Annotated in this window: 14 protein-coding genes; 8 read left to right on the top strand and 6 right to left on the bottom strand. The window is 63.0% G+C overall.

Going from position 1 to position 14,668, the window contains the following annotated elements; genetic code table 11:
- Positions 1-66 precede the first annotated feature (66 nt).
- Positions 67-645, bottom strand: coding sequence for a PAS domain-containing protein (locus OCK01_RS01240; protein ID WP_263822347.1), 579 nt, complete (start codon positions 643-645; stop codon positions 67-69).
- A gap of 289 nt (positions 646-934) precedes the next feature.
- Between OCK01_RS01240 and OCK01_RS01235 the strand changes: the two genes are divergently transcribed.
- Positions 935-1,663 (top strand): rhomboid family intramembrane serine protease, encoded by a 729-nt coding sequence (locus tag OCK01_RS01235; protein ID WP_263822346.1) that lies wholly within the window; start codon positions 935-937, stop codon positions 1,661-1,663.
- Positions 1,664-1,779: 116 nt separating this feature from the next.
- On the top strand, positions 1,780-2,208 hold the full coding sequence (locus OCK01_RS01230; RefSeq protein ID WP_182826158.1) for a CBS domain-containing protein: 429 nt from the start codon (positions 1,780-1,782) through the stop codon (positions 2,206-2,208).
- Positions 2,209-2,255: 47 nt separating this feature from the next.
- On the opposite strand, the gene OCK01_RS01225 is transcribed toward OCK01_RS01230, so the two are convergent.
- From OCK01_RS01225 to folE, 3 genes are all read right to left on the bottom strand, one after another.
- Positions 2,256-3,215, bottom strand: coding sequence for a patatin-like phospholipase family protein (locus OCK01_RS01225; protein ID WP_263822345.1), 960 nt, complete (start codon positions 3,213-3,215; stop codon positions 2,256-2,258).
- A gap of 125 nt (positions 3,216-3,340) precedes the next feature.
- Entirely contained in the window at positions 3,341-3,790 is a 450-nt protein-coding gene (gene hisI / locus OCK01_RS01220; RefSeq protein WP_263822344.1) for a phosphoribosyl-AMP cyclohydrolase, read from the bottom strand.
- A gap of 10 nt (positions 3,791-3,800) precedes the next feature.
- The gene (gene folE, locus OCK01_RS01215) at positions 3,801-4,418 is read right to left on the bottom strand and encodes a GTP cyclohydrolase I FolE (protein WP_182826163.1); all 618 of its coding nucleotides are present in this window, start codon (positions 4,416-4,418) and stop codon (positions 3,801-3,803) included.
- 314 nt (positions 4,419-4,732) lie between these two features.
- Between folE and OCK01_RS01210 the strand changes: the two genes are divergently transcribed.
- Positions 4,733-5,176 (top strand): iron-sulfur cluster assembly scaffold protein, encoded by a 444-nt coding sequence (locus OCK01_RS01210; RefSeq protein ID WP_263822343.1) that lies wholly within the window; start codon positions 4,733-4,735, stop codon positions 5,174-5,176.
- A 137-nt stretch (positions 5,177-5,313) separates the two neighbouring features.
- Positions 5,314-6,966: an acyl-CoA dehydrogenase family protein gene (locus OCK01_RS01205; RefSeq protein WP_263823140.1), complete on the top strand. Its 1,653-nt coding sequence runs from the start codon at positions 5,314-5,316 to the stop codon at positions 6,964-6,966.
- Positions 6,967-7,177: 211 nt separating this feature from the next.
- Here the strand turns inward: OCK01_RS01205 and OCK01_RS01200 are convergent, their stop codons facing one another.
- On the bottom strand, positions 7,178-8,440 hold the full coding sequence (locus OCK01_RS01200; RefSeq protein ID WP_263822342.1) for a Glu/Leu/Phe/Val family dehydrogenase: 1,263 nt from the start codon (positions 8,438-8,440) through the stop codon (positions 7,178-7,180).
- A 465-nt stretch (positions 8,441-8,905) separates the two neighbouring features.
- On the opposite strand from OCK01_RS01200, the gene OCK01_RS01195 reads away from it, so the two are divergent.
- On the top strand, positions 8,906-10,132 hold the full coding sequence (locus OCK01_RS01195) for an MFS transporter (RefSeq protein ID WP_263822341.1): 1,227 nt from the start codon (positions 8,906-8,908) through the stop codon (positions 10,130-10,132).
- Here the strand turns inward: OCK01_RS01195 and dgcA are convergent.
- Complete coding sequence (gene dgcA, locus OCK01_RS01190; protein ID WP_263822340.1) at positions 10,084-11,067, bottom strand: N-acetyl-D-Glu racemase DgcA; 984 nt, start codon at positions 11,065-11,067, stop codon at positions 10,084-10,086. The genes OCK01_RS01195 and dgcA overlap by 49 nt on opposite strands.
- Positions 11,068-11,219: 152 nt before the next feature.
- Here dgcA and OCK01_RS01185 point away from each other — a divergent pair, with 152 nt between their 5' ends.
- From OCK01_RS01185 to OCK01_RS01175, 3 genes are read left to right on the top strand one after another with little or no spacing between them, the layout of a single operon-like run.
- The gene (locus OCK01_RS01185; protein WP_263822339.1) at positions 11,220-12,368 is read left to right on the top strand and encodes an ABC transporter permease; all 1,149 of its coding nucleotides are present in this window, start codon (positions 11,220-11,222) and stop codon (positions 12,366-12,368) included.
- A 7-nt stretch (positions 12,369-12,375) separates the two neighbouring features.
- Positions 12,376-13,185, top strand: coding sequence for an ABC transporter ATP-binding protein (locus tag OCK01_RS01180; protein ID WP_263822338.1), 810 nt, complete (start codon positions 12,376-12,378; stop codon positions 13,183-13,185).
- A gap of 53 nt (positions 13,186-13,238) precedes the next feature.
- Positions 13,239-14,609: an MlaD family protein gene (locus OCK01_RS01175; RefSeq protein ID WP_263822337.1), complete on the top strand. Its 1,371-nt coding sequence runs from the start codon at positions 13,239-13,241 to the stop codon at positions 14,607-14,609.
- Positions 14,610-14,668 lie beyond the last annotated feature (59 nt).

Genomic DNA, 14,668 nt, shown 5'->3' with positions numbered 1-14,668 from the left:
TGCTCGGTCTGACCGCCTTTTCGATCGTGGCCGCGGATTTCCTGATGGTGGCCCAGTAAAGGCGGCTCAGCCCGCCTTGCCGCCGTCCAATACGCGGAGCGCTAAGCCGCGGGCCCGTATGACTGTTTCGGGGGCGGGGCGTATTTCCGGCTCCGGCGGCTGCGGCTGGTCGGCTGTGACGAAACGCATCCGCTCGACGGCGAGCTCCATGCCCAGCCGCAACGGCCGGTCGGGATCGGTGCGGGAGAAGACGCCGATCAACCGGTCGCATTCCGCCTCGCTCGAGCGCAGCGGCATGAGCGACAGCTCGACCGCTTCGCCGCTATGGGCGTCGCGGGCCTCGACGATCAGCGGCAGCCTGTTGGCCAGCACGGATTGGGCGGCGAGCGTCATGCGCCGGCGGTCGTCGAGCGTCCAGACCATGCCGAATTCCTCGCCGCGCGCTTCCTGTCCCAAAGCGGCGCACAAACGCGTGCCGGCAAGGCGAAAGCGAAACCATCTGTTGTCGACCGCTTCCAGCATGAAAATATCCGGAAGCAGGCGTGGTATTTCGGAAGGATTGACGTCGCGCCGGAGCGGAGCGTCCTCCTTGCCGCGGATGCGGTTAAAATAATCTAGAAGAAGTCTGGTGGCGTTGTGCCGCATTGGGGCATTCCATGGTTCATTTCGGCGAAATCGGCGCGTTTTTCGCCCCGACAGAGATATGGCAGCGATTTCCGTGCCAATACCAACGCCGCCCGGAATTGCCCTCCGTTAACGTTAATCCCCGGTTTAGGTTGCAAAAACGCAAGCCGCGTGGGATTTCTAGGGCAACAGGAAGGCTTGACCTTCGGCACACCACTCGATCAGACCTCCAATCATGATCGCGCCGCCCGCGTTCTACGCCGGGCGGTTTTTTTGTCCGAAAACAGGATCTTGCCGACAGGAGAGCGCTTTGTCAGACACGACGACACCGCAGCCGACGCCGCCGCGACGCGAGCCGGCCATCCGCATGCCGACCGTGGTCTGGGGCGTCATCGCCGTGATGGCCGCCACTCACGCTTTGCGGGTCTATGTCCTCGGCGAGGCGGCGGACGACTGGCTTCTTTACCATTTCGCCTTCATCCCCGCCCGTTACACCTTTCCCATTTCGGAACAGGATTTCGGCTGGTTGACCGGCCCGGTCGCCTCGTCGCTCCTGCATGCCGACTGGCTGCATTTCGCAGTCAACAGTTTCTGGCTGGCCGCTTTCGCCAGCCCGCTGGCGGAGCGCTGGGGAACGGTGCGGTTCATCGGTTTCTGGATCGCTTCCGCCGCTGTCAGCGCCTTCGTTTATGGCGCGTCGATCGGCTTCGCCGACGCCTATCTGATCGGCGCGTCTGGCGTCGCCTCCGCCGTCACCGGCGCCGCCTGCCGTTTCGCGCTGCCGATCCGGCGGGGACGCCACAGCGGTTTTGCACGCATGGCGCCGCGGCTGGGCGTCATCGAGGCGCTTCGACAGAAGTCCGTTGCGGTGTTCATCGCGGCCTGGGCGCTGTCGAACGGTCTGGTGGTGTTCGGAATCGGCTTGCCGGAAGGCGATGCCTACAACATCGCCTGGCAGGCGCATGTCGGCGGCCTCCTGTTCGGTTTTTTGGGTTTCGGCCTGTTCGATTTTGGGAGGCCGCGGAGCGCCCAGGTCTGAACCCTTGCATTCCGTCTGTAAGGCGCGCACACTCTCGTCGTTAGCGGATGGCGTGAATGCTGCCTCCGTGCGGCCCGCGCCATCCCCTGCATCTGCCATGCAAGGAGGAGAACAGCATGCGCGTGAAGGCCATACTCGATCAGAAGGGACGCGCCGTCCTGACCACCAGCCCGCAGGCCACGGTTCGCGAAGCCGCCCGGTTGTTGAGCGAACACCATGTCGGCGCCGTCATCATCGTCGATCAGCATGAACACATCGTCGGCATCGTCGCCGAGCGCGACATCGTCGCGGCGATCGCCAGCCACGGGGCGGAGGCGCTCGACAAGCCGGTGCTCCTGATCATGTGGAAGAATGTCCATCGCTGTTCGGAGGACACCTCCGTCGGCGAGTTGATGGCGATGATGAGCGCCCGGCGCGCCCGCCATATTCCAGTCGAACATCAGGGACGGCTGGCCGGCATCATTTCGATCGGCGATGTCGTGAAGGCGCATATCCGCCAGATCGAGCGCGAGGCCGAAGAGATGAAAGCCTATATCGCCAGCTGATTTCTTCGAGCGGGGGCGCGCCGCGCATCGGCGGCGCAGCCCCTGCGTCATCCGTAAATCTTGATGGCTTCCTGCATGCGCTGGATTTCCGCGATGCGGGCGCGGCCTTCATTGTAGCCGCGTTCGATGAGTTCGGACGCGCGGTGGAATTCGGAGAGGCCGATATCGGAGAGTCGCGGTTGCAGCGCGAGATCCGGCGGGTCGCCGGCGAGGCGCGCGCGCGAAATACGATCCTGGATGATGTTGAAGGCTTCGACCATGACGCCGGTCAGGCCGAGATTGGCGCGACGGTCACGGTCGCCGTCGCGCTCGAACTGTGTTTCCAGCGACTGGCGGCTAGCGGAGTGCTTGACCACGGCGGACCGTCCGTAAAGGTCGTAGTGGAGATTGACGGCCACCACCAGCGGCTGCTCATAGGCGCGGCAGACCGTGACCGGCACGGGATTGACCAGCGCGCCATCGACGAGCACCCGATTGTTGCATCTGATCGGCTCGAAAATGCCGGGCAGGGCGTAGGAGGCGCGGATGGCGGTGATCAGCGAGCCCGAATCGATCCAGACCTCGTGGCCGGTGCGGATCTCGGTGGCGACCGCGACGAAGGGGCGGCCGAGATCCTCGATCGCCATGCCTTCCAGATGCTCCTGCATGCGCTTGGTCAGCCGCATGCCGGCAAACAGTCCGCCGCCGCCGATGGTGAGATCGAGCAACGCCGCCATTCGCCGCATGGTCAGCGATCGGGCGAAATTTTCCAGTTCGTCCAGCTTGCCGGCCAAATAGCAGCCGCCGACCAGCGCGCCGATCGAGGTGCCGGCGATCATGCCCACTTCTACGCCGGCCTCGTCGAGCGCCCGGAGGACACCGATATGTGCCCAACCCCGGGCGGCGCCGCCGCCGAGCGCCAGCGCGATTTTGGGCTTCTTGATGATGGGGGCAGGAGACGACCCGCCTCCGGCGGGTTCGAGCGTCGTGGCCGCATCGGCCGAGCGGAAGAAACTCCAGTTCATCATGCGGCGCCCCTCCGGCGCAGTAGCTTTGTTTTATGCAGATAGTGTTGCGCGGCCCGGTTAATAATTGGCGAAGCGCAAACAGATCTGCCCAACAAGCGGGCAAACGCATGGCGATCGGACAGGTTTCAGCGTTGATAGACGCTATCCGGCTCGAAATGCCTGTGATCGTCGACGGTGTCGAGCACCGGCGCGCCGCCCTTCAGGGTCACGGCGCGATAGAAACAGGAGCGGCGGCCCGTGTGGCAGGTGGCGTCATGGCCGCCGACCTTGACCTTAACCTGCAGCGCGTCCTGATCGCAATCGGTCAGGATCTCCACCACATGCTGGAGATTTCCCGACGTCTCGCCTTTTTTCCAGAGTTTGCCGCGCGATCGGCTGAAATAATGCACGACGCCGGTTTCCAGCGTCAGCGCCAGCGCTTCGGCATTCATGTGCCCGACCATCAGGAGGGCATTGTTGCGATGATCGGTGACGATCGCAGTGATCAGACCATTCTGGTCGAATTTCGGCGTAAAGGACACGCCTTCTTCGAGCGAGGCCTTGTCGGCCGGCGGCGGATCGAAAGCGATCGTCATGCTGTCCTGCTTATTTGAAGCCGCGAACCATCGACATGAACCGCGCCTGTTCGCGCGGATCGGTCTTGAATTCGCCGGTGAAGGTGGTCGTCATGGTCGACGCGCCGAGCTTGTTCACCCCGCGCATGGCCATGCACATATGATCTGCTTCGAGCAGGACCGCGACGCCGCGCGGGCGCAGCGTGTCGTTGATGGCATGCGCGACCTGCGCCGTCATCGACTCCTGCGTCTGCAGCCGCTTGGCGTAGATGTCCACGACGCGCGCGATCTTGGAAAGCCCCAGCACGCGCCCTTCCGGCAGGTAGGCGACATGCGCCTTGCCGATGATCGGCACCATGTGATGTTCGCAATGCGAAAAGAAGGGTATGTCGCGCACCATGACCATGTCGTCATAGCCCGCCACTTCCTCGAAGGTGCGGCCGAGCACCTCGTCGGCGTCGGCATTGTAGCCGGCGAACAGTTCGCCATAGGCCTTGACCACGCGCGACGGCGTGTCGAGCAGGCCTTCGCGCTCGGGGTCTTCGCCGATGAAGCGCAGCAGCGTGCGAACGGCGTCCTCGGCTTCCTGCTTGGTGGGTTTACGCGAAAATTCCTCGTCGCGCGAAAATTTCTTCACGATCGCGTCCATGTATGGCCTCTTGATCCCTTTTGGAACCTCGGTAATCGGAACGGACTACTCGCCTCTGGCCATATTCCTGACTCTGCAGGCATGGGCACCGTTGGCGGGCTCCGGGGCATCGGACTCCATTGCCACGCAATGAATTCCTCCGCACGGTTTCCCAGACAACAGGTAACAGATTTCCTTGAAATTCTGTCACCCCATCGCGACATAACATATAGTAAGCGAACCAATGCCGCAAAGGGGACTGTTGTCTTTTTCGGTATTACGGTGGAAAATCATCCCCGGTTCAGGTCAGCAAACGAAAATGTTGCGATAGAGCGATGGACGACATCTACAACGCGAAAATTCTCGAATTCGCCGGCAATATCCCCGCAACCGGGGAACTGGCCGACGCCGACGCCGTCGCCCAAGCGCATTCCAAGCTCTGCGGCTCCAAGGTCAAGGTGTTCGTCAAGATGGACGGCGACCATTTGAGCGCTTTCTCTCATGTCGTCAAAGCCTGCGCGCTCGGCCAGGCCTCGTCCTCGATCATGGCCCGGCATGTGGTGGGCGCGAGCACTGAGGAAATCCGCGCCGCGCGCCGCGATATGCTGGCGATGCTGAAGGACGGCGGCGAGGGGCCGGAAGGCCGCTTCGAAGACATGCGCTATCTGAAGCCGGTGAAGGATTACAAGGCCCGTCACGCCTCGACCATGCTCACCTTCGACGCGGTGGTGGATTGTCTCGATCAGATCGAAGCGAAGAAGGCTGCGCCCGCCGCTTGAGATCTCCTTTCATCCAATGCTTGAAAAGCCCGGCTTATCTCCGTAAGGTTGGGCTCTATTCCCGTTTTCAACAGGGATTCACCATGTGCGGGGCTCATGCCCATGGCAATGCGGGCGAATCCGCGTAAATGGCCCTTATGAGCACCCCCGATCTCGACCTGACGCCCGAAGAACTCAACCAGCCGCAGCCCTGGAGCGGCGTCAACGCCTATCGCTCCGACCCGCTTCTGGTGGATATCTCCTCGCAGCTGCCGCGGATGGTGCGCGACGAATTCGATCTGATCGGCCGCTATGTCACCTCGCATGAGGCGCAGGAACTGGCGCGGATGGCCAATGAGGGTGTTCCGCAGCTCAGGACTCACGGCCCGCGCGGCGAACGGCTCGACGTCGTCGACTTCCATCCCGCATGGCATGCGCTGATGCGCCGGTCGGTGTCGAACGGGCTCACCTCGTCGATCTGGGAAAACAAGCCGGATGAACAGGGCGCCGCCCACCGGGCCCGCGCCGTGCGCTTCTTCCTGACCGCCCAGCTCGAATGCGGCCATCTCTGCCCGCTGACCATGACCTCGGCCTCTGTCGCCGCGATCAAGGCCAACGACACCGCGCTGCGCAACTGGTTCGGCAAGATCGCCTCGCGCCGCTACGATTCCGCCAACAAGCCCGCGCATGAGAAAGCCGGCCTCACCATCGGCATGGGCATGACGGAAAAGCAGGGCGGTACGGATGTGCGCGCCAACCGCAGCGTCGCCGAACCCGTGGGCGACAATGTCTACCGGCTCTCCGGCCACAAATGGTTCATGTCGGCGCCGATGAGCGACGCCTTCGTGATGCTGGCGCAGACGCGCGAGGGCATGGGCTGTTTCCTCGTTCCGCGCCTGCTTGAGGACGGCGCACGCAACGGGCTGCGTTTCCAGCGGTTGAAGGACAAGGTCGGCAACCGCTCCAATGCCTCGAGCGAGGTTGAATTCTCCAACACCTACGGCTTTCTGCTCGGCGCGCCCGACCAGGGCATCCGCACCATTCTCGATATGGTTACGCTGACCCGGCTCGATTGTGCCGTGGCATCGGCCGGCTTGATGCGGGCTTCGCTCGCCGAAGTCGTCCATCACATCCGCGGCCGCTCGGTGTTTGGCAAGACTCTCATCGACCAGCCGATCATGACGCGGGTCGTCGCCGACATGGCGCTCGATGTCGCCGCCGCCACGGCGCTGGTCTTCCGCCTCGCCCAGGCCTTCGACCGAGCCGCCGAAAGCCCCGAGGAACAGGCCTATCAGCGGATCATGACGCCCGTCATCAAATATTGGGTCTGCAAGATCGCGCCGGGGCTGGTCTACGAAGCCATGGAATGCCTGGGCGGCAGCGGCTATGTCGAGGAGCGCCCGATCGCCCGGCATTATCGCGAGGCGCCGGTCAATGCGATCTGGGAAGGTTCCGGCAATGTCATGGCGCTCGACGTCATCCGCGTCGCCTCCAAGCAGCGTGACCAGTTCGAATTGCTGTTCGCAGGTCTGGCGCGCGATCTCGGCTCCGCCGGCGCGAAGACCGTTGACGTTCTCAGGGCGGCGCTGGCGCTGACCGAGCGCGACGAGGGCTCCGCCCGATTCCTGGTCGAACAACTGGCGCTCGCTGCCGGATCGGCCGAACTCGTGCGTCTCGGCGCCGGCCGCATCGCCGACGCTTTCCTCGAAAGTCGTCTGACCGGCGGCTGGCGCTCGACCTATGGCATGCTGGAATCGCGCTTCGACGCCCGGTTCATCGTGGACCTGCTGTATCCGGCGTCCGGGCATTGACGTCGGCCGGCTCGCCGGCCGCGTTGCGCATCATGCCATAGAGACGTCTCGGCGCTGCCAGTGCTGATGCAGCCTTGCCGTGGACGACAATGGCGATCCGATGGGCGTCGTCATTTCATTGATCCGCATCTGGCCGCTTTGCTGGCGTCAGCAAAAAGAAAGGCCGCGATGGATGTCCCTCGCGGCCCAGTTTTTCCAATTGCGCAATCGCTCAGGGAAACAGCCCGCGCGTCTGCTTGGCCTGGGCCACCTTGTCGACGCCGATCGCCATGGCCGCGACGCGGTGGGAGATCTTGTCCTTCTCGACGCGATCGATCACCCGCTGGAAGGCGTCGTCGAGCAAGCCGCGCAGGCGGTCCAGCACTTCGTGTCGCTTCCAGAACAGCTGCTGCAGATCCTGCACCCATTCGAAATAGCTGACGATGACGCCGCCGGAATTGCAGAGAATGTCGGGGATGACGAAAATCTCGTCGCGGCGCTGGTCGAGCACGGCGTCTGCCTCCGGTGTCGTCGGCCCGTTGGCGGCTTCGGCGAGGATGCGGCAATTGAGCTTTCCGGCAACTTCGGCGTCGATCACCCGTTCGATGGCCGCCGGTACGAGGATGTCGCAGGGCTGGACGAGCAGTTGATCGGGATCGAAGGCGGCTTCGGTGGAGAAGCCCTTGAGCGAGCCATGTTCGGCCGTGTGCGCGATCAGCGCGTCGACGTCGAGACCGTTTCGGTCGAGATAACATGCGGTGTGGTCGGAGACGCCGATGATCTTCACGCCCTGGCGCGCCAGTTCGATCGCGGCGTAGGAGCCGACATTACCGAAGCCCTGGATGATGGCGGTGGAGTCCGACGGCGTCATCTTCAGCCGCTCCATGGAACGGCCGATCAGATGGGCGACGCCGAGGCCGGTGGCTTCGCGCCGACCTTCGGTGCCGCCGGAGGAGACGGGCTTGCCGGTGACGATCTCGTTGACCGTCTTGCCCTGATACATCGAATAGGTGTCCATGAACCAGGCCATGACCTGCTCATTCGTGCCCATGTCCGGGGCCATGACGTCGATATGCGGGCCGACGAAGGGGATCATTTCCTGCATGTAGCGGCGCGACAGGCTTTCGAGCTCGTGCTTGGAGAGCGAATAGGCGTCGACCGTGACACCGCCCTTGGCGCCGCCATAGGGCAGGCCGGCAAGCGCGCATTTCCAGCTCATCCAGATCGCCAGCGCCGAGACTTCGCCGATATCGACGCTGGGCGCGAAACGCGTGCCGCCCTTGGTGGGCCCCAGCGTCAGGTGATGCTGGACGCGATAGCCCTGGAACACGGCGACTTCGCCATTGTCCATATGGATCGGGCAGGAAATGGTGATGGCGCGCTTGGGATAGAGCAGTCGGTCGCGGCGGCCCTCGGGAATTTCGAGATAGTCGGCGACGCTGCGAAACTGGTTGCGGGCCATTTCGAACACCGGGCCGGTATAGATGCTGGACATGTCACTCCCCCTGCCGCCTCTAAATCGGCTAAACCATGGTCGGCGGCTACCATGGGTAGAATATGAGCTCCTATTCCGCATATGCGGATTTTTCAGAAATCGGCCTGAATCGTGACGAATTTGAGCCAAATGTCCAGAAAAATCCGAAAAATGCGGATATATGTGATCTAGGATCGCGCGTTTGACTATAAAATCTTATAAATCGCACCCAAAATCACGATTCCTCTAGAAAATCAGATAGCAACTATCGGTAAGATGGTCACCGCAAATTTGCCGGTTTAAACCGTAAAGCATGCGGAGTGTTGCGGCTTTGCAATCAGTATGACGAATTCGCCGGGCGCGGGAGTTTGCCATGGCGAAGCAGCGGCGCGAGTGATAGCCGATGGATGTCCCGGCCGTTTCTCGCTTTGCCGGGACGCCGGAGGAGGCCGTCATCCCCGATGGCCGGCTTTAGGGACAACCATCATGCATCAAACCCTGTCCGTCGGCCAACGCGCCGGCGCGCCGCCCCTGTTCGCCTTACGCGTGGCGCTGCTGTTCTGCGCGCCGCTGATGGTCAACGGCATCGGTCTTCCCTATTTCCCGGTCTTTCTCGATTATCTCGGCATGAGCGACGCCGAGATCGGCGTCATCCTGGCGATGCCGTATCTGCTGCGCATGATCGGCACGCCCTTGGGGTCTTGGGCCGCGGACCGCGCGCTCGATCGCGTCCATGTGCTCATCTGGTCGTCGGTCGTGTCGCTGGTCACGGCGCTGGCGCTCTGCTTCAGCCAGTCGTTCTGGGCGGTGCTGATCATCTATGGTCTGCAAGGCATTGTCTATGCGCCCTATGTGCCGGTCGCCGAGGCTATTCTGGTCACCGGCGTGCGGCGCTGGGGCTTTGATTACGGCTTCATCCGGCTATGGGGCTCTGCGGCTTTCATTCTCACCAATCTGATCGGCGGCTGGCTGTTCGCCATCGCCGGCGGCGGCATGGTGGCGCCGGCGATGGCCGCCTTCTTCGTGCTCACCATCGTGACGGCCCTGACGGCGCCGCGGCTCGGCCGCACAGGTTTTCGCGCGAGCGCGGCGGGCGATGTGGCGCAGACGGTCGGGCCGTCCCCCTTCATGAAGCCTTATTTCATTCTCGTGGTCGCCGGCGCGGCGCTGTCGCAAGGCAGCCACGCCATGCTCTTTACCTTCGCCTCGATCTATTGGGCGAAGCAGGGCTATTCGGGCGGCGCGATCAGCCTGTTCTGGGCTGCGGGCGTGGTGGCGGAAATCCTGATGTTCTGGCTGTCCGCCCGTTTTCTGTCGCGCATTTCGCTCTGGGGGCTCATCCTGTTCGGCTGCGGCGTCGCGGTGCTGCGCTGGATCATTTTTCCGATGCATCTCGGCTTCTGGGGACATCTCGGCCTGCAATGCGCCCATGCCTTCACCTTCGCCACCGCCCATATCGGCATCCAGCGCTTCCTGATCGCCAATGTCGATGAAAGTCGCGAAGCTTCGGCGCAGGGCTATTACACCACCATGATCGCGCTGTTCATGGCGCTAGGCACCTGGGTGTCCGGCTTTCTCTACAACGCCTGGGGCGTGCACGGCTTCTACGCCATGTCCATCGCCGCGGGTCTCGGCTTTGCGATGGTGCTCGCCGCCCGGGTCATTCAGCCCCAGAGCGCGGGCGCGGGCGGCGTCACGGTCGAGCCCTCATAGACGAGACCCGGCTCGCAATCGCGCGCCAGCAGCAAGGGACCGTCGAGATCGACGAAATCGACGCCCTGGGCCAGCAGCGTCGCCGGCGCCATGGCCAGCGACGAGCCCACCATGCAGCCGACCATGATCTTGAAACCCAGCCGTGCGGCCTCGCGCTTCATCGCCAGCGCCTCGGTCAGTCCGCCGGTCTTGTCGAGCTTGATGTTGACGGCGTCGTAGCGGTCGCGGAGAGCCGCGAGATCCTCGGTCGCATGCACGCTCTCGTCGGCGCAGACGGGCACGCGGCGATCGATGGTCGCGAGCAAGCCGTCGCGGCCGGCGGGCAGGGGCTGTTCGATCAGGCTCACTTTGCATTCGGCCGATACCGCCAGAAGCCCGGCCAGCGTCTTTTCCGTCCATCCTTCGTTCGCGTCCAGGATCAGCGCGCTGTCGGGCGCGCCGGCGCGGACGGCGCGGATGCGCGCCTCGTCGCCCTCGGCCCCGAGCTTGATCTTCAGCAGCTTGCGATGCGCATACCGAGCCGCCTGCCGTCCCATGGCGTCGGCGTCGCCGAGCGACAATGTATAGGCCGTGACGAGGGCCGAAGGCGCCGCGACGCCGATCCTGTCGGTGACGCGCCCCCATCCGAGCTTGGCTTCCAGATCCCAAAGCGCGCAATCCACCGCGTTGCGCGCCGCGCCCGGCTTCATGCGCGTCAGCAGAGCCTCACGGTCGATCCCAGCGGCCACCGCCTCGCCGATTGCGGCGATTTCGGCGGCGACGCTGTCCATCGTCTCACCATAGCGACGGTAGGGCACGCATTCGCCGCGTCCGACCGCCTCGTCGTCGCGGATCTTGCAGACGATGACCTCGGCTTCGGTCTTGGCGCCGCGGGAAATGCGGAATTCGCCGGCGATGGGGTAGCGTTGGAATGTGATTTCCAGGGCACGCGTCATGATAGAATCCTAAATCGCGTCATGCTGATCCAAACAGCGCCTTGCTCCTGTGAGTAAACTATTGTCAATAGTGCCCTTACGTGACTCGCCGTCCGGCGACGAAAATTCAGTGCGAGGCGGCTATGACGGCCGTCCTATCGAAGGATGACCCTATGCAGGATCAGGACACGGCCCAGGCGGCCGTCCTGAACGCCGAACAAAGCGGCGGCGCGCTCACGCTGCGTCTCGAAGGCGCGTGGGTGAACGGCACGATCGCCGTCGTCGAAGGCGACCTTCGCAGCGCCGCCGAGAAGGACGCCGACCGCGTGTCGTTCGATCTCTCCGGCGTGACACAGATGGATACCGGCGGCGCGTGGATCGTCAAGCGCGCCATCTCCGCATTCGCATCCAGAAATATCTCATCCGAGCTCACAGGCGCCGGAGAGGACGTCGAGGAACTCATCGCCGCTCTTCCCGAACAATTGCCGGAACCGAGTTTCGACGCATATCCGAGAAAACCGCTTTTCAACCGGGTGTTCGAGCCGATCGGCAAGCTGACCGTCAGTTTCGTCGCCGATTTTCTGCGGGCCATGTCGATCATCGGCGCTGCGGTGCGCGGCGCGCAGCTCAAGCTCGGGCGCGGCAGCGGCCTGTCGCCCGCCGCCGTCTTCAACCAGCTCGAACAGATGGGCGTCAACGCGACCCCGATCATTGCGCTGATGTCGTTCCTGATCGGCGCGATCATCGCCCAGCAGGGCGCATTCCAGCTTCGCTATTTCGGGGCCGAGGTTTTCGTCGTCGATCTCGTCGGCATTCTGCAACTGCGTGAAATCGGCGTGCTGTTGACGGCGATCATGATCGCCGGCCGGTCGGGCAGCGCGATCACGGCGGAAATCGGCTCGATGAAGATGCGCGAGGAAATCGACGCGCTGCAGGTCATGGGGCTCAATCCCATTGGCGTGCTGGTGTTTCCGCGTCTCCTGGCGCTGACCATCGCTCTGCCGCTTCTGACGGTGATCTCCAATTTCGCGGCGCTGTTCGGCGCTGCGCTGGTGGCCAATGTCTATTCCGGGGTCACCTACGAGGTCTTCCTCGCTCGCCTGCAAGGGGCGATCGACCTGTCCACGATTATCTCGGGCATGCTGAAAGCGCCGTTCATGGCGGTGATCATCGGCGTGGTGGCGTCGATCGAAGGGCTCAAGGTCGGCGGCAGCGCGGAATCGCTCGGCAAGCATGTGACGGCCTCGGTGGTGAAGTCCATCTTCGTGGTGATCCTGGTCGACGGGCTCTTCGCCATGTTCTACGCAGCAATCGATTTCTGAGGTGGACATGGACACCAACACGCGCCGCAACAACGTCACCGCGACACAGGACCGCGAGGTCATCCTGTCGGCGCGCGGCGTTTCCGTGGGCTTTGGCGAACATCTCGTGCTCGATCAGCTGGATCTCGACGTCTATCGCGGCGAGATCCTCGGCTTCGTCGGCGCGTCCGGCACCGGAAAATCGGTGCTGATGCGCACCATCCTTCGATTGATCCCGCGGCGCGCCGGCGAGATCCGTCTGCTCGGCGCCGACTACAGCCAGATGCCGGACAAGGAGCGCTTTCAGCTCGACATGCGCCTGGGCGTGCTGTTCCAGCATGGAGCGCTGTTCTCCTCCCTGACCGTCAAGGAGAACATCCAGTTTCCGATGCGGGAATATCTCGATCTTCCCAAGCAACTGATGGACGAGCTCGCGCGTTTGAAGATCGAATTGGTGGGGCTGGCTCCGGAAGCTTTGGACAAATATCCATCCGAATTGTCTGGCGGCATGATCAAGCGCGCCGCGCTCGCACGGGCGCTCGCGCTCGATCCTGCGCTGGTGTTTCTCGACGAGCCGACCTCGGGCCTCGATCCGATCGGGGCTGCGGAATTCGACCAGTTGATCGCCAAACTGCGCGATACGCTGGGGCTGACGGTGTACATGGTGACCCATGACCTCGACAGCCTGTTTTCCGTCTGCGATCGGATTGCCGTGCTCGGCAACAAGCGTGTAATGGTGGAGGGGACGATCCAGGACATGCTCGGTTGCGACGATCCCTGGGTCCAGTCTTATTTCCGCGGCAAACGCGCGCGTACAATTCCGGGACTGGTCACTTAACTGCAATCCTAGGGATTTTTTGAATCCTTTTTACGAATGAAACGGCTTGAGGCATGGAAACGAAAGCAAATTACGCAATCGTCGGCTTGTTCACCCTGGTGGTGCTGCTGCTTGCCTTCGGCTTCGTCTACTGGATGTCCGCCTATGGACGCGAAGGCAAGATGGAGCGGCTGGTGGTGCGCATTCCCGGTTCGGCCAACGGGCTGAGCGTCGGCTCGGCGGTGCGCTTCAACGGGATCCCGGTGGGCACGGTGCGCGCGCTTGATTTCGACCGCAAGGACCCGCGCTTTTCGCTGGCCGTGACGGAAGTGCGCTCCGATGCGCCGATCTACCCGTCGACGCGGGCCGTTCTCGAGATCCAGGGCCTGACCGGGGCCGCCTATATCGAGCTTTCCGGCGGCGACACCAAACAGGAACTGCTGATCGAGAAGGCGCTGAAGGACGGCGAAGTGGCGACCCTGCTCGCCGAACAATCCGGCGTGACCAATATCGTCGCCACCGCATCCGAAATCATGAACCGCACCGAGACGACGCTGATCCAGCTGCAGGGCTTCGTGAACGACAATCGCAAGCCGCTGACCAGCACGATCTCCAATGTCGAGGTGTTCTCGCAGGCGCTGAAGAACAATTCCAAGGGCATCGACGAATTCCTGCAATCGGTGACCTCGCTGTCGGGAACGATCAAAGGTCTCTCGGGCCGGCTCGATTCCACGCTGGCTTCTGTCGAAAGCCTCCTGAAGGCCGTGGACGCCAAGAAGATCGACGCTATCCTCGCCAATGCCGAGAAGGTCAGCAAAGATCTCGCCGATGCCTCGGGCGGAGTCGGACAGGCCGTCGCGACGTTCAACAAGACCGCCGAAGCCTATCGGGTCGTCGGCGAAAAGGCGTCGAAGACGCTCGACAAGGTCGACCAGCTGATGGCCGCTGTGGAGCCCGCCGACGTCAAGAGTTCGGTGGCCGATATCCGAGCGGCCGTCGCCGACGCCCGACAGGCGATTCAGACCTTCCGCGGCGTCGCCTCCGATATCGAGAACCGTCGTCCCGATATCGACAAGACGATCAAGAACATTTCCGAAATGTCGGAGAAGCTCAACAAGGCCTCGACCCGCGTCGACGGCCTGCTCGCCAAGGCCGACAGCTTCCTCGGCACGGGGGATTCGTCGTCGCTCTTCGCCGACGCGCGGGAGACGTTGAAGTCCTTCAAGCAGGTGGCCGACAATCTGAATTCTCGGATCGGTCCGATCGCCGACAATCTGGCGCGCTTCTCGGGCTCCGGCCTCAAGAATATCGATGCGCTCATTTCCGATACCCGCCGCACGGTGCAGACCCTGGATTCGGCGATCACCAAACTGGATGAGGACCCGCAGCGGCTGCTGTTCGGCGGCGACGAGGTCAAGACCTACAACGGTCGGGCGCGGCATTGATGTGGAAACGGACCAATATGACAAGGGAGCGTAGCGTGATCCGACTGGCGCGGGCATCT

The organism is Rhizobium sp. TRM95796 (genome assembly GCF_025779995.1).
Taxonomy (GTDB): Bacteria; Pseudomonadota; Alphaproteobacteria; order Rhizobiales; family Rhizobiaceae; genus Rhizobium_E.
This window is presented reverse-complemented; position numbering and strand designations above follow the sequence as displayed.